This is a genomic window from Paraburkholderia sp. SIMBA_027 (assembly GCF_046535315.1).
Lineage (GTDB): Bacteria > Pseudomonadota > Gammaproteobacteria > Burkholderiales > Burkholderiaceae > Paraburkholderia > Paraburkholderia tropica.
The window spans coordinates 236,604-254,479 of record NZ_JAWRWY010000013.1; the positions used below are offsets into that span (position 1 = coordinate 236,604).

Sequence of the window (17,876 nt, forward strand, 5' to 3'; positions counted from 1 at the left end):
CGATGCTGTGCGCCCCGTTCGAATTCAAGAGGAATCCAGAATGTCCAGAATCGTACGCTTTCACCGTATCGGCGGCCCCGAGGTGCTTCAGATCGACGATATCGACGTGCCCGCGCCCAAGGCCGGGGACGTGCAGATCCGCGTCAAGGCGATTGGCCTGAATCGCGCCGAAGTCATGTATCGCAGCGGCCAGTACACGCACGCGCCGCGCTTTCCGGCCGCGCTCGGCTACGAAGCGTCGGGCGTGGTCGAGGCCGTGGGCAGGGGCGTGCAGGACTTCGCGCCCGGCGACGCCGTGAGCGTCGTCCCCGCGTTTTCGTTTCTCGACTACGGCATGTACGGCGAACTCGTGAACGCACCCGCGCGCGCCGTGGTGAAGAACCCCGCCGGCCTCTCGTTCGAGGAAGCGGCCGCCACGTGGATGCAGTACGCCACGGCCTGGGGCGCGCTGATCGAGATCGGCGGCCTCGCACGCGGCCAGGCGGTGCTGGTGGGCGCGGCGTCCAGCAGCGTGGGACTGGCGGCGATCCAGATCGCCAATAGCGTCGGCGCAGTACCGATCGCGCTCACGCGCAGCGACAGCAAGCGCGCGGCGCTGCTCGAAGCCGGTGCACAGCACGTGATCGCGGGCGGCGGCGACGCGCTCACGCAGCAGGTGCGCGAGCTCACGGGCGGCACGGGCGCGCAGTTGGCCTTCGATCCGGTTGGCGGCCCGGAAGCGGCGCATCAACTGCGCGCGCTCGCGAAACAGGGCATGTTCGTGCAATACGGCGCGCTCGACACGCGCGATCTGAGCGTGCCGGTGATGGACCTGCTCTCGCGCCATCTCTCGGTGCGCGGCTACGAACTGTTCGAAATCACCACCGACGCCGCGAAGCTCGAACGCGCGAAACGCTTCATTACCGAAGGCCTCGCCTCGGGCGCGCTCAAGCCCGCGATCGACCGCACGTTCACGCTCGACGAGATCGTCGAAGCGCATCGCTACATGGAGGCGGGCGCGCAGGTCGGCAAGATCGTCGTGACGGTGTAAAGCCCGCCGGCACGAAGACCAACGCAGCATGAAAAACGCCCCGGTTTCAGCGGGGCGTTTTTCTTTTCAGCGTGCAATGTCAGGCATCAAGCCGTGCGCGCCTTCGCGAGCACGTCGAGATTGCCCTCGCCGAAACCGTGGTGGCCCAGGCGCTGCACCACTTCGAAAAAAATCTCGCCGGGACGACGCTTCACGAAGGTCTGCAGGAAAAGACGCGGCACGCCGTCCGCGCCGATTTCGCCGTCGATCAGAATATGACGCTTGCGCAGCGCCGCGATATCGAGGCCGTGACCGGGCAGGCGCGCATCGACCGAATCGTAGTACGCGGGCGGCGGCTCCACGAATTCGACGCCATTGGCCATCAGCGCGTCGACGCAAGGCACGATGTCGTCGCTGGCGAGCGCGATATGCTGCACGCCCTCGCCCGGATGATCGGGCAGATAGTCGTGCATCAGCTCCGTGCGGCGCGTGCCTTCCTCATAGACGGGAATGCGGATCTCGCCGCCCGGCGACACCATCACGCGCGACTCCTGCGAGACGTGCCAGTTCGCGTTGATCTCGTGAATCTCGCGGAAGTGCAGCAGCTCGCGATAGAAGTCGAGCCATTCGCCGATACGGCCCGCGCCCACCGTCTGCGTGAGGTGATCGACGCGTTGCAGGCCGGTGCCGCCGTGCTCCAGATCGGCCTCGGCGGTGGCGATGTCGATCGGCCGGAAGTCGATGTCGAAAATCGAAATATCGCCGACGCCGCCGCGCTGGCCGCCACGGCCGCGCCAGCGGTCGACGAAATAGATATGCGAGTCGCCGATACCCTGAATGGCCGGGATCTTCAGCTCGCCCGTGCCCACGCGCTCGCCCTCGAACGCCCACGCGCCCAGACGCAGCGCGTGCTCGAAGGCGCGCCGCGCGCTGTCCACGCGCACGCCGATCGCGCAGATGCCCATGCCGTATTCCTCGGCGTAGCGCGCGGCGAACGAGTCCGGCTCGGCGTTCAGCAGGAAATTCATCTGGCCCTGGCGATAGAGCGTCACGTCCTTGCTGATGTGGCGCGCGATGGCCTTGAACCCCAGCTGCTCGAAGCGCCGCCCGAGCGCGGCGGGATCGGGCGCCGCGAATTCGACGAACTCGATGCCGGCCATGCCGAGCGGATTGGCCTGCTCCGGCGCGCCGGAAATGGGGTTGGACGACATGCGGAAGGCTCCTGATACCAGCAAAAAACCATGAACGACAGCGACGACAGACCGCGCCGCCAGTGCACGCCAATTTTAACCAAATCGTTCATCGCGCCAAAGACGGGCATCGTTCCGGGGCTGCCCGTTCTCGGTGCTAACCCGCAAAGCGTTCGATAAACGCACGCGCTTGGGCGATAATCGCGCATTTTGCGCGTTCCGTACATTGCCGAGCCGCCTGCGCGGCTCTATGCTCCGTTTCACCGCTGCGGCAAGTCCCGCAGCCATGTTTTGCGACATAGATCAAAAGCCAGTTTCTGGAGACACTCATGACCCCGACCCTCGACACCACCGGCGCCAGCGAGCCCGCCCCTGCCGCCCGTTCCAGCGGCCAGGCCCGCAAGGCCGCGATCGGCAGCTTCGTCGGCGCCGTCGTCGACTGGTACGACTTTCTGCTCTATGGGATTGTCGCCGCACTGGTCTTCAACACGGCATTTTTCCCCAACATCGGCAAGATGGGCACGCTCGCGGCGTTCGCGACCTTCGGCGTGGGCTTCCTGTTCCGCCCGCTCGGCGGCGTGGTGTTCGGCCACTACGGCGACCGCCTCGGGCGCAAGCGCATGCTCGTGCTGACCGTCATGCTGATGGGCCTCTCGACGGTCGCCATCGGCCTGCTGCCCACTTTCGCGACGATCGGCTGGTGGGCGCCCGTACTGCTCGTGCTGCTGCGCGCCATTCAGGGCTTCGCGGTGGGCGGCGAATGGGGCGGCGCGGCGCTGATGGCCGTGGAAAGCGCGCCCAAGCACAAGAAAGCGTTCTACAGCAGCGGCGTGCAGGTCGGTTACGGCGTGGGCCTCGTGCTCGCGACCGGCATCGTCGCGCTACTGAGCCATCTGCTCGGCGAGACGGCGTTCCGCGCCTGGGGCTGGCGTCTGCCGTTCGTCTTCAGCGTGGTGCTCGTGCTGGTCGGCCTGTGGGTGCGTTCGAGCATGGACGAGTCGCGCGAATTCGTCGAAAAGGTCGAGCACGGCCATCGCAAGCTCAAGATGCCGGTGCTCGAAGCGCTGACGCGTCATCCGAAGGCCTTCGTCTATATCGTCGCGCTGCGTCTGGCCGAACTCTTCACGATGTACATCGTGACCGCGTTCGCCCTGAGCTATTCGACCGCGAACCTCGGCCTCTCGCGCGATCTGTTCCTCGGCATCGGCCTGTTCGTCGGCGCGCTGTCGTGCGTGACGATTCCGTGCTTCGCGTGGCTCGCCGACCGCGTTGGCCTGCGCCGCGTCTATCTGATCGGCGCGACGATCGGCCTCGCCGGCGCGGTGCCGTTCTTCCTCGCACTCGAAGCGCGCTCGATCGTGTGGATCGTGATCTGCTCGGTGGCGCTCGCGAACCTCGCGCACGACATGGTGGTGAGCGTGCAGCAGCCGCTGTTCACCGAACTGTTCGGCGCCGAATACCGCTACAGCGGCGCGGGCGTGGGCTACCAGTTCGCGAGCGTGGTGGGCGGCGGCTTTACGCCGTTCATCGCCGTGGCGCTGGTGGGCGTGGGCGGCGGCTCGTGGCATCTGGTGGCCGCGTATCTCGCCGTCGGCTGCCTGATTTCCCTGATCGTGGCGGCGCGCATGAAGCCCGCGCAGGCGCACTGAGCGCAAGCGCAGAGGCAGTCACGAGGCCGGGCGCATGCCCGGCTTTTTTGCCTTCCGGCCATCCGATATGAAAACCACCCCCCTCGCCCGGCGCGACTGGATCGCCGGACTCGAAAAAGGCCTCGCGATACTCGAAGCCTTCGACAACCAGCACGCGCGCATGACCGCGACCCAGGCCGGCGAACGCACCGGCCTCTCGCGCACCGCCGCGCGGCGCTATCTGCTGACGCTCGAATCGCTCGGCTACGTCTACACCGACGGGCGTCTGTTCGGCCTCACGCCGCGCGTGCTGCGCGTAGGCTGGTCGTATTTCGATTCGGCGCGCCTGCCGCGCACCGTGCAGCCGTATCTGCAGCAATTGAGCGCGACGCTCAACGAGTCCGCGTATGTGAGCGTGCTCGACGACTGGGCTCTCGTCGTGATCGCGCGCAACGGCGTCTCGCGCGTGATGACGACGGGCTTCGTGCTCGGCGCGCGCGTGCCCGCGCCGCTGATCTCGCCGGGCGTCGTGCTGCTCGCGCACAAGGAGGATCAGGAGGCGGTGTCGAACTGGCTCGACGGCGTGGAGCTCGCGCCCTTCACGGCGCACACGATCACGAGCGCGTCGCGTCTGCGCGAAAAGATCGTGCGCGCGCGCGTGGACGGTTATGCGCTGATCGAGCAGCAGTTGCAGGTCGGCGTGCGCGGCGTGGCCGTGCCGCTGCGCAATCGCAACGGCGATGTGGTGGCGGCGTTGAGCACCAATATGTCGATCGGGAATGAAAGCCCCGAAGAGGCCGTGCGGCGCGTGCTGCCGCATCTGCAGGAGACGGCGCTGGCGATGTTGAACGTGTTGTGAAGCGGGAAGGTGAACGGCGTCAGTGTGCCCGCGCCTCCCCCACAATCCACCCCCAAAACGCCTTCATCGCCGGCGTCATCTCGCGCGACTTCAACCCCGCGAGCCAGTAACTCCCGAGCCTCACCTCCACCTCGAACGGCCTGACCAGCAAGCCCGCCTGCAACTCGCGCGCGAACATGCACGCGGGCGCGAGCGCGACGCCCGCGCCCTGCATCGCCGCCTCAGCCATCAGCCGCGACGAATCGAAAATCGGCCCGCTCACGGCCCACGCCCCGATACCGGCGGCCGCGAACCAGTCCAGCCATTCGTCGGGGCGATAGGAGCGCAACAGCGTCTCCTTCGCCAGATCGGCCGGCGACGTCAGCCGCCGCGCGATCTCCGGCGCGCACAGCACCGCGTGCGGCGCGTCGAAGAGGCGCGTGTTGTCGGTCGCGGGCCACTTGCCGTCGCCGAAACGAATCGCGAAATCCAGCCCCTCGCCCGCCAGATCGACGAGATTGTTGTTCGTCAGCAGCCGCAATTCGACGAACGGATGCGCCTCGCGAAACGACTTCAAACGCGGCATCAACCAGCCGATCGCAAACGTCCCGACCACGCCCACCGTGAGCACTTCGTGCAGACGTCCGCCCTCGAACTGCTTGAGCACGGTTTCGATGCGGCCGAACGCGTCGCTCAGCACGGGCAGCAGCGCGCGCGCCTCGTCGGTCATGCCGAGCCCGCGCGGCAGGCGCCGGAACAGCGGCACGCCGAGCCACTCTTCGAGCATGCGCACCTGCTGGCTTACCGCGGCCTGCGTGACCTTGAGTTCGAGGCCCGCGCGCGTGAAGCTCAGGTGGCGCGCCGACGCCTCGAAAGCGCGCAGCGCATGCAGCGGTAAATTGGGACGCATCGTATCGACCTATAAGTTTGGCTTGTGGCTCAGCCAAATTATCGTCGCTTGTCGGGCGGCGGGCAACGCACCACAATCGTCGGCGCAATGCGTGTGATCCGCTGCCCGGCGGCGTCTGTCGGGCGCTCTACCGACCAACTCCCTCCTCGATCGTGAAAATCAAGATAAAACTTTTACTGATGTCGATGAGCCTGGCCGCCGCCGCTGCCACGGCCACCACCGGCCACGCGCAAGACCGCCTGAAAGACGCCGTCGATGCCGCCATCGCGCCCGTGCGGACGCAATACGGCGTGCCGGGCCTGATCGTCGGCGTGACCGTGAACGGCAAGCACACGTTCTATCGCTACGGCGTAGCCTCCAGGGCCAGCGGCGCGCCCGTGCGCGACGACACGCTGTTCGAAATCGGCTCGCTGACCAAGACGTTCACGGCCACGCTCGCGTGCTACGCGCAGGGCGCAGGCAAGCTGGACTTCGCCGCGCCCGCCAGCCGGTATATCGGCGCGCTGCGCGGCAGCGTGTTCGATCGCGTGAGCGCGCTGAATCTCGGCACGCATACGTCCGGCCTGCCGCTGTTCGAACCCGACGACGTCACCAACGAAGCGCAGCTCATCGCCTACTACCGCCGCTGGCAGCCCGCGCAGCCCGTGGGCACGCAGCGCGTCTATTCGAATCTCGGCATCGGCCTGCTCGGCATGGTCACGGCGCAAAGTCTGGGCGAGCCGTTTCACGAGGCCGTGCAGCAGCGTCTGCTGCCCGCGTTCGGCATGACGCACACGTGGCTCGACGTGCCCGCCGCGCACATGCCCGATTACGCGCAAGGCTACGATGCGCACGACACGCCGCTGCGCCTGCATCCCGGCGTGCTCGCCGACGAAGCCTACGGGATGCGCACGACCGCGCCCGATCTCGTGCGCTATCTGGACGCCAACATGGGTCTCACCGCGCTGCCCGAGCCGTGGCAACGCGCGCTCGCGTGCACGCACACGGGCTATTACAAGGCGGCCGCAATCACGCAGGATCTCGTGTGGGAGCAGTATCCGTGGCCCGTCACGCTCGCCACGCTGCAAAGCGGCAACGGCCCCGACATGCTGCGCAAGGGCATGCCCGCCACCGCGATCACGCCGCCGTTGCCGCCGCAAACCGACGCGCTGATCAACAAGACCGGTTCGACCAACGGCTTCTCGACTTATACGGCGTTCGTGCCCTCGCAGAAAATCGGCGTGGTGATTCTCGCCAACAAGGCCTATCCGATCGACGCGCGCGTGCGCGCCGGCTACGCGATCCTCACGGCGCTCGCGAAAGAAAAGCCCTGAAATCAGGCGGTTTTCTCGCGCGCGCCGCAGCGAGACGGCGCGCGCGGCTGCGGCCCGGCCTGAAACGGGCGCGGGGGATCGGCTAAAATGCGGCCCACTACGCCATCCCCACGCTTTATCTGACTTAACGGAGTGCTCTCATGATTCAACCCGGCAACGTCTTCAAGGACAATCTCGCGCAACTGCCCGCCATCGACGGCATCGAGCGCATCGATCTCGTGAACGGCCAGGGCGCCGTGGTCTCGACGATCGAAAACAAGCCGGGCAAACAAGGCTCGCTCGCGGTCTATCACTATCTGCAGCAAGCCTTTGGCACGCTCGACGCCAAGGCGGCCGAGCACGGCCTCGCAGTGTTCGCCGAGCACACCGCCGACGCACGCAATCGTCCGGGCGCGCACCCGAACGTCGACCGTCTGCTTGAAGTCGCAGCGGGCGGCGAAGCGCTGCGCATCGACGTGATCGCCGCCGCGTAAGCGACGGTGACGAGCGTGCGGCCAACGCGGCTGCACGCTTTTTTTTTGCGCCAATTAATTCGGCATCCGTATCAATTGAAATCGTCACGCTATCATCGCGTTCGATTCGAAACGGTTGACACGCGAATATTGCTCGTCTAGTTTACTGGAAACCAATCTCCAATAAACTGGACACCGCATGGACATCCACACCGCCCTTGCCCAGCGTTTGCGCGAATTGCGCGACGCGCGCGGTTGGTCGCTCGATGCGCTCGCCGAGCGCAGCACGGTCAGCCGCTCGAATATTTCGCTGATCGAACGCGGACAGAGCAGCCCCACCGCCGTCGTGCTCGACAAACTCGCGACGGCGCTCGGCGTCTCGCTCGCCTCGCTGTTCGAAGCACCCGACGGCGCGGCGGCCACCGAGCCCTCGCCGCTCGCCGTCGCCGGGGAACAGCCGGTCTGGACCGATCCCGCTTCGGGTTACGTGCGCCGCAATCTCTCGCCCGCGCTCTGGTCGCCGCTGCAACTCGTGGAAGTGCAATTCCCGGCGGGCAAGCGCGTGGCCTACGACACCAGCCTGCGCGACGCGGAAATCCATCAGCAGGTGTGGATCATCGAGGGAGAAATGGAGATGACCGTCGGCGAGGAGCGCTGGCGCCTGCGCACCGGCGACTGTCTCGCGATGCGCCTCGATTGCCCGATCGTCTATCGCAACCCCACGCGCAAGCCGGCGCGTTATCTCGTGGCGCTCAGCCGCGTCCCCGACGGCAGCGCAAGGAGCCCGGCATGAACGACGTGAACGCAATGAACGACGCCATCGCGGTACGCCCGCTCGGCGCGAACGAAGCCGCCGCCAGCATCGACGCGCTCGCCGACGTGCTGATGGACTGCGTGGCGGGCGGCGCCTCGGTCAGCTTCATGGCGCCGCTGGCGCGCGACACGGCGCGGGCATTCTGGAAACGCGTGGCCGACGGCGTGGCCGCAGGCGAACGCATTCTGCTGATCGCCGAAGACGCGCGCGGGGAGATCGCCGGGACCGTGCAGATCGTCACGTCGCAGCCCGACAATCAGCCGCATCGCGCCGATGTCGCCAAGATGCTCGTGCATCGCCGCGCGCGGCGGCGCGGCGTCGGCCAGTTGCTGATGCAGGCCGTCGATACCCACGCGCTCGCGGCCGGAAAAACCGTGCTCGTGCTCGACACCGTCACGGGCGGCGACGCCGAACGGCTCTACCGGCGCAGCGGCTGGCAACGCGCGGGCACCGTGCCGGACTACGCGCTAATGCCGGACGGCGCACTCTGCGCCACCACCTTCTACTACAAACACCTCGCCAGCGGCTGACATCGCAAACCAGTGGTTTCGTCCAAATTTCCGAAAAAATACATTAAAAATAACTGGACGAAAATCAATACGATTGCACAAACCACTAACCAGGAACCCATTCGCCATGCCGCGTCCGATTGCCGTCCGCATTCATCCCGATGCCATTCGCCACAATCTCCAGATCGCGAAGCGAAGCGCGCAAGGCGCGCGCGTCTGGGCAGTCGTCAAGGCTAACGCGTACGGCCACGGCATCGAGCGCATCTATTGCGCGCTCGCGGCGGCAGACGGCATTGCGCTGCTCGATCTGGACGAAGCCGTGCGCGTGCGCGAACTGGGCTGGACCGGCCCGATCCTGCTGCTCGAAGGCGTGTTCGACGCCGCCGACGTGGCGACGGCCGTCGCGCATCGCCTGACCGTGACCGTGCATGGCGACGATCAACTGGCGCTGCTCGCGGCGGCCAACACCACGCGCCCGATCGACATCCAGTTGAAGATGAATTCGGGCATGAACCGCCTCGGCTATCGTCCGGACGCCTACCGCGCCGCCTGGGAGCGCGCCCGCGCCGTGCCGACGATCGGCGAGATCGGGCTCATGACCCATTTCGCGAACGCCGACGACGGCGCGATCGACTGGCAACTCGATCGCTTCGACGCCGCCACGCAGGACATTCCCGGCGAGCGCTCGCTCTCGAATTCGGCGGCGGTGCTCTGGCATCCGCGCGCGCACCGCGACTGGGTGCGCCCCGGCACGATCCTCTACGGCGCGTCGCCCACGGGCGCGGCGCGGCATATCGAAAGCGTCGGGCTGCGCGCGGCCATGACGTTCACGAGCAGGATCATCGGCGTGCAGACGCTCGCGCCGCAGGAAACCGTGGGCTACGGACGCACCTACGAAGTCGAGCAGCCGATGCGCATCGGCGTGGTGGCCTGCGGTTACGCCGACGGCTATCCGCGTCACGCGCCCACCGGCACGCCCATCATGGTCGACGGCGTGCGCACGCGCGTGGTCGGCCGCGTGTCGATGGACATGCTCACGGTCGATCTCACGCCGTGTCCGGCGGCGAATATCGGCTCGACGGTCGAGTTGTGGGGCGAGCACATCAAGGTCGACGAGGTGGCCGAACCGTCGGGCACGATCGGCTATGAACTGCTCTGCGCGGTCGCGCGCCGCGTGCCGGTGACGATCGACACGCTCACGCCGCAAACGCGCGAGGAACGCGAAAGCGTCGCGGCCTGAACGGGTTTTATCGGTCTCGCCCATCCGGCGAGGCCCGTCATTCAGGCATCGGCACGCCCATTTCCTCCAGCACCGCCCGCGCGCTGCGAAACGCTTCGCTCGCCGCGGGCGCGCCCGCATAGAGCGCGCTGTGCAGCAGCACTTCGCGGATCTCGACGACGCTCGCGCCGTTGTTGAGCGCGCCGCGCACGTGCCCCTTCAGTTCCGTGCTGCGCCCGAGCGCGGCGAGCATCGCGCAGGTGCACAGGCTGCGCGTCTTGAGATCGAGGCCGTCACGCAGCCACGTGCTGCCCCACGCGTGTTCGTTGAGCCAATCCTGCAGCGGACGCGAAAAGCCATCGGTTCCGCTCATCGCGCGTTCGACGAACGGCTCGCCCATCACCTGCGTGCGCCGCGCCTTGCCGGCTTCATACGCTTCGCTGTGTCCGGATGACGCTGCCGCTTCGGTCGATTGATTCGGATTGCTCATGATGACCTCATCGTCGATGGTGGATGAATCTTGAAGCGAATTCTCATGGATGTTGAGTGAATACACGCCAAACCACGCCATTGTGCGCAGAACCGCCCAGGCGCCGCGCGCCGCCCGGCGGTATACTCACGCGAACCCGCCGCCTCCCGCACCCTGCTCCATGGCCGATTCCGTCCACTACCACCAGGTCTTAGAGGTTCCCGGCCTCGTGCTGGGCGCCGCGCGCTTCGTCGACTTCAGTTTCGAGCGCCATTTCCATCTCGACTTCCATATCGGGCTGGTGACCGACGGCGTGCAGCGGCAGCGCTTCAACGGCAAGACCGTGCGCGTCGGGGCCGGATGCATCGCGCTGATGCCGCCCGGCGAGATTCACGACGGCGTGGGCGAGGACGGCGACGCCTATACGCTCAAGACCTTCCGCGTCGCGCCCGACCTGCTCGCGAGCGTGGCGCAGGAGATCGGCGGCGCGCCGCGCGAACCCTCGCTCGCCGCGACCCTGCTCGAAGACCCGGCGCTCGCGCATCGGCTGCTGCGACTGCACGACGCCATGAGCGCCAACGCCGACGCGCTCGCGGTGCAATCCGAATGGCTCGCGCTCGCCGATCTGCTGCTCGCGCAATCGCGCGCGATCGTCCCCGAAACGGTGCAAGGCGCGCTCTCGCCGCTGCAATGGCAGCGCGTGCGCGACTACTGCTTCGCGCATCTCGCCGAAAAAATCACACTCGATGCGCTGGCCGACCTCTGCGGCCTCGGGCGCTTCGCGTTCCTCAAGCAGTTCAAGCAGACCATCGGCATGACGCCGCACGCCTGGCTCGTGCGGCTGCGCCTCGAACATGCGTGCAGCCTGCTGTCGAGGCGTCCGCAAGCCATCGCCAGCGTCGCGCAGGCGGTCGGCTTCTACGACCAGAGCCACTTCAATCGCGCGTTCCGCCAGGCCTTCGGCGTCGCGCCATCGACTTACCAGGCCTGAGCGCCCCCGCCGCGTCGCGCAATTTTTTACAAGCCGACGCCGGGCCGCCTGCGCCAGAATGCGTCGATCCGGGCGAGCCATCGTCGCCCGCCAGTCGAGGAACGCAGGCATGAACAGTGAGCGAGCACCGGGCGCACGTGCGCCCGCATGGGGATTTACGAGCGACAACATCGCCGGCGCATCGCCGGCAATCGTCGAAGCGATCGTGGCGAGCAGCACGGGCCAATCGAGCCCATACGGCGCGGACGAGATCACCGCGCGCGTCGAGCGCAGGCTGGCCGCGATCTTCGAGCGCGACGTGGCCGTGTTTCTCGTGCCGACCGGCACGGCCGCCAACGCGCTGTGCCTGAGCACGATGACGCCGCCCTGGGGCAACGTCTACTGCCACCCCGCCAGCCACATCAACAACGACGAATGCGGCGCGCCCGAGTTCTACACACACGGCGCGAAGCTCGTGACGCTCGACGGGCCGGCCGCGAAACTCGATGCCGACGCACTGCGCGCGGCCGCGCGCGTCAAGGTCGGCGACGTGCACTCGACGCAGCCCGCCTGCGCGAGCATCACGCAGGCCACCGAAGTGGGCAGCGTCTACACGCTCGATGAAATCGCGGCGATCGGCGAAGTCTGCAAGGCCGCGTCGATCAAGCTGCACATGGATGGCTCGCGCTTCGCGAACGCGCTCGTCTCGCTCGGCTGCACGCCCGCCGAGATGACGTGGAAAGCGGGCGTCGACGCGCTTTCGCTCGGCGCGACGAAAAACGGCGTGCTCGCCGCCGAAGCCATCGTATTGTTCGACACGACGCTGGCCGCCGAAATGGGCTATCGCCGCAAGCGCGCGGGCCATCTGTTCTCGAAGATGCGCTTTCTTTCCGCGCAGATGGACGCGTATCTGAACGACGATCTGTGGCTGCGCAACGCGCGTCACGCAAACGACATGGCGCGCCGTCTCACGCAAGGTCTCGCGACGGTGCCAGGCGTCGAGGTGATGGGCGAAACGCAGGCCAACATCATCTTCTGCCGTCTGCCGAAGCCGGTCAGCGCCGCGCTGGTGCAGGCCGGATTCCAGTTCTATCGCGACCGCTGGGGTCCGGACGTGGTGCGTTTCGTGACAGCGTTCTGCACCGCGCCGGATGCGGTCGACAGCCTGATCGCGCACGCGCGCGACGCGGCCGCCTCGCCGCGCGCGTGAGGAGCCGCTCATGACGCAACGCCTCTATTTGCAGAGCGACGAACTGGAAACGGCCAGCGTCGCGCTACGCTGCACGCGCACGGACGACGGCCACTATCACGTCGTGCTCTCGGCGACGCTGTTTCATCCGCAAGGCGGCGGCCAGCCGTCCGACATCGGCACGATCGGCACGGCGAACGTGCTGCGCGCGCTGCTCGACGGCGACGAGGTGATCCACGTTTGCGACGCCGAAGTGCCGCTCGGCAGCACGCATTTGCGCGTCGATGCGAATGCGCGCGACCTGCACGCGCGTCTGCATTCTGCGGGCCATCTGCTCGGCTATTGCGGCGAACAGCTTGGCTGGAAGCCCGTGAAGGCGCATCACTGGCCGGGCGAAGCACGCGTCGTATTTGAAAGCAGCGGCGACGCGCCGCCCTTCCACGCCGATCTCATCGAGCAGCACGCCAACGCGCAGGCGGCGGCCGATCTGCCGCGTCATAGCCATGTCGAAGGCGCGGTTCGCAAGATCGGCTATGGCCCGCAACCGGCTTATCCGTGCGGCGGCACGCATGTGGTGTCGTCGGCGCGGGTGGGCAGGATCGTCGTGTCGAAGGTGAAGGAGAAGAAGGGACAGCTCTCGGTGCATTACTCGGTGGAGTGAACCGGATTCACCCGTCGCGCTGAATGCGTCACGCGTTCAGCGCCAGCTCGGCGCGCAGATCGTCGAGCGCGGCGCGGGCGATTTCGAGCCGCGTAAGCAGGACCGGCGATGCACTTGCGATCGGCATGCGCGTCTCGTGCGAGAGGCGTCCTTCGAGCGCGAGCATCGCCTTGATCGCGCTCGGATTGGGCGCGGAAAACAACAGCCGCAGCACGGGCACGAAGCGCTTGAACAACTCTGTCGCCGCTTCGTGTTGCGACTGCTTCATGAGCGCTAGCACGTCGCGCAGCAGGTCGCCGCAAACGTGCGCGCCGGCGAGAATACCGCCCGTGCCGCCCGCGTTCAGGCAATCGAGAAACGCGTCGTCACTGCCGCATAGCATCGCAAGACGCGAGCCGCCGAGCGCGTCGAAACGCTCGCGCACGCAGGCCTTGATCGCCACGATATTGTCGATGTCGGCGAGATCGCTCGCGGTCTGCGCTTCGATGGCCACGCCCGTGCGATGCGGCACGTCGTAGAGCACGATGGGCCGCGCCGTCGCGCGCGCGATCTGCTCAAAGTGCCAGGCCACGCCGCGCTGGTCCGGGCACACATAAGCGGGCGCGGAAACGAGAAAACCCGTCACGTCCCAATGTTCGAGGCGATGAATTTCGCGCACGAAGGCGCGCGTGTCGCTGCCGCCCACGCCCGCGAGCACCGGCACGCGCTGCGCGGCCACATCGGTGATCGCCTGCAACGCGGCGGCGCGCTCCACGTCGTCGAGCAAGGCGGCCTCGCCAGTCGTGCTCAACGCCACGAGACCGTCGATGCCCGCGTTCACGTAATGATCCGTGAGCGCCTGCAAGGCGTCGATATCCACTTCGCCTCGACGCATCGGCGTGACGATCGGCAACCAGATGCCTTCGAATCGATTCAGCATGCCTGGCCACCTTGACGCGGACGCAGCGAGCCGATCGTCGCTTCGGGCACGATGCGCATGAGCGTGTGCAACGTGAAATCGAAATCTTCCGGCGCAATGTCGAAACGCACGCACAGCGTCTCGCGCTTCACGGCGGACTGCACGACGTAAATGCCGAGCGGCGAATGATAGAGCGTGGCGAGTTGCGCGCGCGCCGCATCGTGCGTGCGGGCGCCGAGCACGATATCGAGCCAGGCGCGCGGCGCGCGCAGCGGCACGACCTTGGCGCGCGGGCGCGATGTGACGGAACTGGAAGCGGAACTCAAAGCGGGAATCGTGGTGGAAGCATCCACAACGGCATGACGGGCAAGACGGGATTGTGCGAGAGCCATACGATCGGGCGAAAAACGCGCCGGTGGTGAAGACAAACCTAGCGTAGAGCGGATCGCGTAAAACCGGTGTTAAAACTTCGGGCGCAATCGCTTTTTTCGACATGCCGCGCGCGCACTTTTAACGTTTTATTGATGAAGAATCCTTGCGGTTTTGCATCTCGTTTATTCGCTTGCCTTTACCTCACCCTACAATTCAATATCCCTACCGATTAAGGAAAGGAATTCGAAAGAATTCCCCGGAAAAAACGTTTGTAATCAGTGGTAACATACGCCCCCGACGAGGAAAATCGCTTATATAACGATCCTCCGTACCGGTTGGCCAGCACTGTCTTCGCATACGCGGCCAACCCGCTTCCTTATTCGATAAAACCAGCGCGCCAGCGTCCGCCGCAGTCCGATCGCGGGGACGCTACGAGGTTGGCGCCACTGCATGCCATGAAAGTCCGTAATGCCCGTCTTTGGGCACCCCGAGGTCCACGCCGTTGGTGCCTCGCAGCCGGCGCGCTCGCCATCGCGGCCGCCCTGCGCATTGCCCTGCATCCGGTGCTCGGCCCGATCATGCCCGCAACCGCGTTTTGCATCACCGCCGCGCTGGTCGAATACTATTTGGGCCTCGCGCCTGCGTTGACCGTGATGGTGCTCGGTCTCGGTATCGCCGATTATCTGTTCGTGCCGCCTTACGGCAATATTACGTATTTCGATCGCCACGATCTCATTCTGATCGTGTCCTATCCGCTCGTCACGCTCATCGTGATTACCTTGATCGAGCGTCTGCGACGCGAGCAATGCCGCGCGCAATTGATCGCGTCGGTTGCGCAATCGCGCTACGAAATGCTGCTGCGCCACGACAACGAACGCGCGCTCGCGCGCCGCGCCGTGGACGAAACCCATCGCCTGCTGCGCCATCTCGCGCAGCATCACGACGGCTTCATTCTCATCAAGGCGCTCGAAACGAATGCCGCGCAGCGCGCGAGCGTGGGACAGAGCGCGGGCTCCGCGCTGCCGCAAGCCAGCGAAATCGCGCCCGGTCCGCTGTTCGACGCCGTGCATCCCGAAGACGTGCAGCGCCTGAACAATGCGCTGTGGCCCGGCAATCATCGCGTGCGCCTGTTGCGCGCGCCGCACGACCGCGAGCATCGGCTCACGAATTGCCTCTGCGAGCGCTTCACCACGCACGCGGGCGATTTCCTCGTGCTGCGCACGGAGAGCTGACATGGCGACGATCGAACCGGCACCCTCAGCCGTGCAAGGGCCCGCCATGCAGGCCGCGCGCTTTTTCCACGAAGGCGATTCGCACGCCGTGCTGCTGCTGCACGGCCTCTCCAGTTCGCCGCTCGAATTGCGCTATCTCGCGCGCTATCTGCAGAACGAAGGCTTTACGGTGTGTGCGCCGGTCATCGAGGGCTATAGCGCGGGTTCGCCGATGCAGACGATGGAGCGCTGGCTCGAAGGCGCCGTGCGCGAATTCGACGCGCTGGCCGCGCGCTACGCGCGCGTCTCCGTGTGCGGTCTTTCGATTGGCGGCGCGCTCGCGCTGCGCCTCGTTCACGCGCGGCCCGCCGCGCAGTCGCTCGTGCTGCTTTCGCTCACGCTCGCCTACGATGGCTGGGCGATTCCATGGTATCGCTTCCTGCTCGATTGCGCGTACTACACGCCCATGCGCCACACGTATCAGTATCGCGAAGCCGAACCATTTGGATTGCGAAACGAAGCGCTGCGCGCGAAGATCGCGCGGGCGATGCAGCGCAATGCGTTCAGCGAAGTGGGCCCCTCGACCATCGCCCTGCCCGCGCTGCATCAGGCACTGCGGCTCTCGCGCAGCGCGCGCAAGGACGTCGCCGCGATCGAAAACGACACGCTCGTGATTCATTCGATCGACGACGAAACGTCGAGCCCGCGCAATCCACGCTACGTGATCGATCATATCGGCGCGAGTTTTCTGCGCACCGTCTGGCTCGACGATTCGTATCACATGATCACGTCCGATAACGAACGCGAGATCGTGGCGCGCGAGACTGCGCTCTTTCTGCGCGAAAGCGAAATTGCGCACGGCGCACGCGATGCGCAAAGCCAGCCCGTGGTGTCGAAAGCGCTGGCGCGCCGCCTGCGCCAACTGGCGGCAGTCGGAAGGAAAAACGCTTGAAGCTGCTCGACAAGACTGCCGCCGCGTTGGGCCTCGCGTGCGTGATCGCGCTTGCCTTCGCCCAGCCCGCACGCGCCGACGACGACGCGACAACGCTCACCTCAACGCCATCGTCATCGTCGACGCCAGCCGATTCGCCGTGGAAGATCTCGATCGGGCCTGGCATGTATCTCGCGCCGCAGTATCCGGGCGCGCGCCACATGAAGGTGTATCCGTTTCCGTCGCTCGATATCTCGTACCGCGACCGCATTTTCTCGCAAGGCCCCGACGTGCTGGGCGTGAACGTGTTCCAGAGCGAGAATTATCACGTGGGCGCGTCGCTGAGCTTCGACTTCCAGTCGCGCACGGCGTCCGACGATCCGCATCTGCACGGACTCGGCAACGTCGACGACGGCCCCAAGCTGCGCCTGTTCGCCGACTACACGCTCTGGGCCTTCACGGGCGCGGCCGCCGTGTATCAGGACATCAGCGGGCACGGTCAGGGCACGACGGCGACGCTCGATCTGTACGCGTCGCTGCCGCTCACGGGCTGGCTGTTCTCGGTCGGACCGGGTCTCACGTGGGCCAATGCGGTCTACACGCGCACGCTGTTCGGCGTGTCCGGCGCGCAGAGCGCGACGTCCGGCTTGCCGCAGTACGCAACGGGCTCGGGCGTGCGCGATCTGCACATGACGTTCTACGCGACGCACGACTTCTCGAAGCACTGGGTCGGCTCCGTCAACGCGACGCTCGGCCGCCTGGAGCGCTACGCCGCCGGCAGCCCGATCACCGAGCGCCGCCGCGAACTCACCACTTTCGCCGCACTGAACTACCGCTTCTGATCACGCGGCTCAGCCGTTGCCGCCGTGAAAGAGCGTGAGCCGGTTCGTGACGGACGTCACGCCCTGCACGGAGCGCGTGACCTCTTCCGCCTGACGAATCTGATCGCCATTGCGCACGGTGCCGCTCAAGGTGACGGCGCCGCTGCGCGCGCGCACGAATACGCCTGATACGTCGAAGCCCTGCGCTTTCGACAGCGCGCGGCGCACCGCACGCGACAGGGTGCGATCGGCCTTGGTTGCCTTCTGGTTCGTGGGCGAGGCTTGTGTTCCCGCTTGTGCGCCAGCTTGTGCCGACATCGACGAGCCATCGGCCGCCGGCGTATCCGTCTGCGCATACGCGGCGACGGCGCCGCTCAGCGCCAGGCAGGCGCACACGCTTCGCAACAGAGTGAATGTCATGACAACCTCCGTCCGTGAGAATCCGGAAAAGCCGCGCAACGCGCGCGGATGC

At 66.4% G+C, this 17,876-nt stretch carries 21 protein-coding genes; 15 read left to right on the top strand and 6 right to left on the bottom strand.

What is annotated here, in order from left to right; translation table 11 throughout:
* Nucleotides 1-40: 40 nt before the first annotated feature.
* A complete protein-coding gene (locus tag SB764_RS25035; RefSeq protein WP_065064947.1) occupies nucleotides 41-1,030 on the top strand; it encodes a zinc-dependent alcohol dehydrogenase family protein in 990 nt (329 codons plus the stop codon).
* An 86-nt stretch (nucleotides 1,031-1,116) separates the two neighbouring features.
* Here the strand turns inward: SB764_RS25035 and SB764_RS25040 are convergent, their stop codons facing one another.
* Entirely contained in the window at nucleotides 1,117-2,220 is a 1,104-nt protein-coding gene (locus SB764_RS25040; protein ID WP_065064946.1) for a 4-hydroxyphenylpyruvate dioxygenase family protein, read from the bottom strand.
* A 30-nt stretch (nucleotides 2,221-2,250) separates the two neighbouring features.
* Here SB764_RS25040 and SB764_RS25045 point away from each other — a divergent pair, with 30 nt between their 5' ends.
* The 3 genes from SB764_RS25045 to SB764_RS25055 all read left to right on the top strand — a co-directional run bounded on the left by SB764_RS25045 (nucleotide 2,251) and on the right by SB764_RS25055 (nucleotide 4,686).
* On the top strand, nucleotides 2,251-2,379 hold the full coding sequence (locus SB764_RS25045) for a hypothetical protein (protein ID WP_260183678.1): 129 nt from the start codon (nucleotides 2,251-2,253) through the stop codon (nucleotides 2,377-2,379).
* 149 nt (nucleotides 2,380-2,528) lie between these two features.
* On the top strand, nucleotides 2,529-3,848 hold the full coding sequence (shiA, locus tag SB764_RS25050) for a shikimate transporter (protein WP_065064945.1): 1,320 nt from the start codon (nucleotides 2,529-2,531) through the stop codon (nucleotides 3,846-3,848).
* Nucleotides 3,849-3,915: 67 nt separating this feature from the next.
* Nucleotides 3,916-4,686: an IclR family transcriptional regulator C-terminal domain-containing protein gene (locus SB764_RS25055; RefSeq protein WP_410865334.1), complete on the top strand. Its 771-nt coding sequence runs from the start codon at nucleotides 3,916-3,918 to the stop codon at nucleotides 4,684-4,686.
* 19 nt (nucleotides 4,687-4,705) lie between these two features.
* Here SB764_RS25055 and SB764_RS25060 read toward each other — a convergent pair whose 3' ends face one another.
* Complete coding sequence (locus tag SB764_RS25060; RefSeq protein WP_410865336.1) at nucleotides 4,706-5,575, bottom strand: LysR substrate-binding domain-containing protein; 870 nt, start codon at nucleotides 5,573-5,575, stop codon at nucleotides 4,706-4,708.
* A 179-nt stretch (nucleotides 5,576-5,754) separates the two neighbouring features.
* Between SB764_RS25060 and ampC the strand changes: the two genes are divergently transcribed.
* From ampC to alr, 5 genes are all read left to right on the top strand, one after another.
* Nucleotides 5,755-6,888 carry a class C beta-lactamase gene (gene ampC, locus SB764_RS25065; RefSeq protein ID WP_410865338.1) on the top strand — a complete coding sequence of 378 codons (1,134 nt, stop codon included), beginning with the start codon at nucleotides 5,755-5,757 and terminating at the stop codon, nucleotides 6,886-6,888.
* A 140-nt stretch (nucleotides 6,889-7,028) separates the two neighbouring features.
* Nucleotides 7,029-7,361 carry a DUF2322 family protein gene (locus tag SB764_RS25070; RefSeq protein ID WP_065064941.1) on the top strand — a complete coding sequence of 111 codons (333 nt, stop codon included), beginning with the start codon at nucleotides 7,029-7,031 and terminating at the stop codon, nucleotides 7,359-7,361.
* Between the two features lie 178 nt (nucleotides 7,362-7,539).
* Nucleotides 7,540-8,133 (top strand): helix-turn-helix domain-containing protein, encoded by a 594-nt coding sequence (locus SB764_RS25075; RefSeq protein WP_410865340.1) that lies wholly within the window; start codon nucleotides 7,540-7,542, stop codon nucleotides 8,131-8,133.
* Nucleotides 8,134-8,147: 14 nt separating this feature from the next.
* Nucleotides 8,148-8,684, top strand: coding sequence for a GNAT family N-acetyltransferase (locus tag SB764_RS25080; RefSeq protein WP_410865385.1), 537 nt, complete (start codon nucleotides 8,148-8,150; stop codon nucleotides 8,682-8,684).
* A 106-nt stretch (nucleotides 8,685-8,790) separates the two neighbouring features.
* Nucleotides 8,791-9,903 (top strand): alanine racemase, encoded by a 1,113-nt coding sequence (gene alr / locus SB764_RS25085; RefSeq protein WP_110328569.1) that lies wholly within the window; start codon nucleotides 8,791-8,793, stop codon nucleotides 9,901-9,903.
* 37 nt (nucleotides 9,904-9,940) lie between these two features.
* On the opposite strand, the gene SB764_RS25090 is transcribed toward alr, so the two are convergent.
* On the bottom strand, nucleotides 9,941-10,372 hold the full coding sequence (locus tag SB764_RS25090) for a carboxymuconolactone decarboxylase family protein (protein WP_065064978.1): 432 nt from the start codon (nucleotides 10,370-10,372) through the stop codon (nucleotides 9,941-9,943).
* Nucleotides 10,373-10,532: 160 nt separating this feature from the next.
* On the opposite strand from SB764_RS25090, the gene SB764_RS25095 reads away from it, so the two are divergent.
* The 3 genes from SB764_RS25095 (at nucleotide 10,533) to SB764_RS25105 (ending at nucleotide 13,171) form a co-directional block, all read left to right on the top strand.
* On the top strand, nucleotides 10,533-11,342 hold the full coding sequence (locus SB764_RS25095; protein ID WP_176081156.1) for an AraC family transcriptional regulator: 810 nt from the start codon (nucleotides 10,533-10,535) through the stop codon (nucleotides 11,340-11,342).
* Nucleotides 11,343-11,451: 109 nt separating this feature from the next.
* Complete coding sequence (locus SB764_RS25100; RefSeq protein ID WP_410865343.1) at nucleotides 11,452-12,531, top strand: threonine aldolase family protein; 1,080 nt, start codon at nucleotides 11,452-11,454, stop codon at nucleotides 12,529-12,531.
* Nucleotides 12,532-12,541: 10 nt separating this feature from the next.
* Complete coding sequence (locus SB764_RS25105) at nucleotides 12,542-13,171, top strand: alanyl-tRNA editing protein (protein WP_410865345.1); 630 nt, start codon at nucleotides 12,542-12,544, stop codon at nucleotides 13,169-13,171.
* A gap of 28 nt (nucleotides 13,172-13,199) precedes the next feature.
* Here the strand turns inward: SB764_RS25105 and SB764_RS25110 are convergent, their stop codons facing one another.
* Together SB764_RS25110 and SB764_RS25115 are read right to left on the bottom strand one after the other, a co-directional pair.
* Complete coding sequence (locus SB764_RS25110; RefSeq protein ID WP_321943355.1) at nucleotides 13,200-14,090, bottom strand: 4-hydroxy-tetrahydrodipicolinate synthase; 891 nt, start codon at nucleotides 14,088-14,090, stop codon at nucleotides 13,200-13,202.
* The gene (locus SB764_RS25115) at nucleotides 14,084-14,395 is read right to left on the bottom strand and encodes a hypothetical protein (RefSeq protein WP_410865347.1); all 312 of its coding nucleotides are present in this window, start codon (nucleotides 14,393-14,395) and stop codon (nucleotides 14,084-14,086) included. Before SB764_RS25115 ends, SB764_RS25110 begins: the two co-directional genes overlap by 7 nt.
* 501 nt (nucleotides 14,396-14,896) lie before the next feature.
* Between SB764_RS25115 and SB764_RS25120 the strand changes: the two genes are divergently transcribed.
* Genes SB764_RS25120 through SB764_RS25130 form a run of 3 tightly spaced genes read left to right on the top strand, consistent with a single transcriptional unit; the run spans nucleotide 14,897 to nucleotide 17,425 of the window.
* Complete coding sequence (locus SB764_RS25120) at nucleotides 14,897-15,673, top strand: DUF4118 domain-containing protein (RefSeq protein ID WP_065064933.1); 777 nt, start codon at nucleotides 14,897-14,899, stop codon at nucleotides 15,671-15,673.
* Between the two features lie 46 nt (nucleotides 15,674-15,719).
* Nucleotides 15,720-16,604: an alpha/beta hydrolase gene (locus SB764_RS25125; RefSeq protein ID WP_065064977.1), complete on the top strand. Its 885-nt coding sequence runs from the start codon at nucleotides 15,720-15,722 to the stop codon at nucleotides 16,602-16,604.
* Entirely contained in the window at nucleotides 16,601-17,425 is an 825-nt protein-coding gene (locus SB764_RS25130) for a MipA/OmpV family protein (protein ID WP_410865350.1), read from the top strand. Before SB764_RS25125 ends, SB764_RS25130 begins: the two co-directional genes overlap by 4 nt.
* A gap of 9 nt (nucleotides 17,426-17,434) precedes the next feature.
* Here the strand turns inward: SB764_RS25130 and SB764_RS25135 are convergent, their stop codons facing one another.
* Nucleotides 17,435-17,824: a BON domain-containing protein gene (locus SB764_RS25135; RefSeq protein WP_065064931.1), complete on the bottom strand. Its 390-nt coding sequence runs from the start codon at nucleotides 17,822-17,824 to the stop codon at nucleotides 17,435-17,437.
* Between the last annotated feature and the right edge of the window lie 52 nt (nucleotides 17,825-17,876).

Coding starts and splice junctions, on each gene's coding strand:
- SB764_RS25095 (WP_176081156.1), top strand. CDS start 10,533: ATGGCCGATTCCGTCCACTACCACCAGGTCTTAGAGGTTCCCGGCCTC.
- SB764_RS25125 (WP_065064977.1), top strand. CDS start 15,720: ATGCAGGCCGCGCGCTTTTTCCACGAAGGCGATTCGCACGCCGTGCTG.
- SB764_RS25060 (WP_410865336.1), bottom strand. CDS start 5,575: ATGCGTCCCAATTTACCGCTGCATGCGCTGCGCGCTTTCGAGGCGTCG.
- SB764_RS25035 (WP_065064947.1), top strand. CDS start 41: ATGTCCAGAATCGTACGCTTTCACCGTATCGGCGGCCCCGAGGTGCTT.
- SB764_RS25045 (WP_260183678.1), top strand. CDS start 2,251: ATGAACGACAGCGACGACAGACCGCGCCGCCAGTGCACGCCAATTTTA.
- SB764_RS25055 (WP_410865334.1), top strand. CDS start 3,916: ATGAAAACCACCCCCCTCGCCCGGCGCGACTGGATCGCCGGACTCGAA.
- SB764_RS25120 (WP_065064933.1), top strand. CDS start 14,897: ATGAAAGTCCGTAATGCCCGTCTTTGGGCACCCCGAGGTCCACGCCGT.
- SB764_RS25105 (WP_410865345.1), top strand. CDS start 12,542: ATGACGCAACGCCTCTATTTGCAGAGCGACGAACTGGAAACGGCCAGC.
- SB764_RS25080 (WP_410865385.1), top strand. CDS start 8,148: ATGAACGACGCCATCGCGGTACGCCCGCTCGGCGCGAACGAAGCCGCC.
- SB764_RS25075 (WP_410865340.1), top strand. CDS start 7,540: ATGGACATCCACACCGCCCTTGCCCAGCGTTTGCGCGAATTGCGCGAC.
- SB764_RS25100 (WP_410865343.1), top strand. CDS start 11,452: ATGAACAGTGAGCGAGCACCGGGCGCACGTGCGCCCGCATGGGGATTT.
- SB764_RS25040 (WP_065064946.1), bottom strand. CDS start 2,220: ATGTCGTCCAACCCCATTTCCGGCGCGCCGGAGCAGGCCAATCCGCTC.
- SB764_RS25110 (WP_321943355.1), bottom strand. CDS start 14,090: ATGCTGAATCGATTCGAAGGCATCTGGTTGCCGATCGTCACGCCGATG.
- ampC (WP_410865338.1), top strand. CDS start 5,755: ATGTCGATGAGCCTGGCCGCCGCCGCTGCCACGGCCACCACCGGCCAC.
- alr (WP_110328569.1), top strand. CDS start 8,791: ATGCCGCGTCCGATTGCCGTCCGCATTCATCCCGATGCCATTCGCCAC.
- SB764_RS25135 (WP_065064931.1), bottom strand. CDS start 17,824: ATGACATTCACTCTGTTGCGAAGCGTGTGCGCCTGCCTGGCGCTGAGC.
- SB764_RS25090 (WP_065064978.1), bottom strand. CDS start 10,372: ATGAGCAATCCGAATCAATCGACCGAAGCGGCAGCGTCATCCGGACAC.
- SB764_RS25070 (WP_065064941.1), top strand. CDS start 7,029: ATGATTCAACCCGGCAACGTCTTCAAGGACAATCTCGCGCAACTGCCC.
- shiA (WP_065064945.1), top strand. CDS start 2,529: ATGACCCCGACCCTCGACACCACCGGCGCCAGCGAGCCCGCCCCTGCC.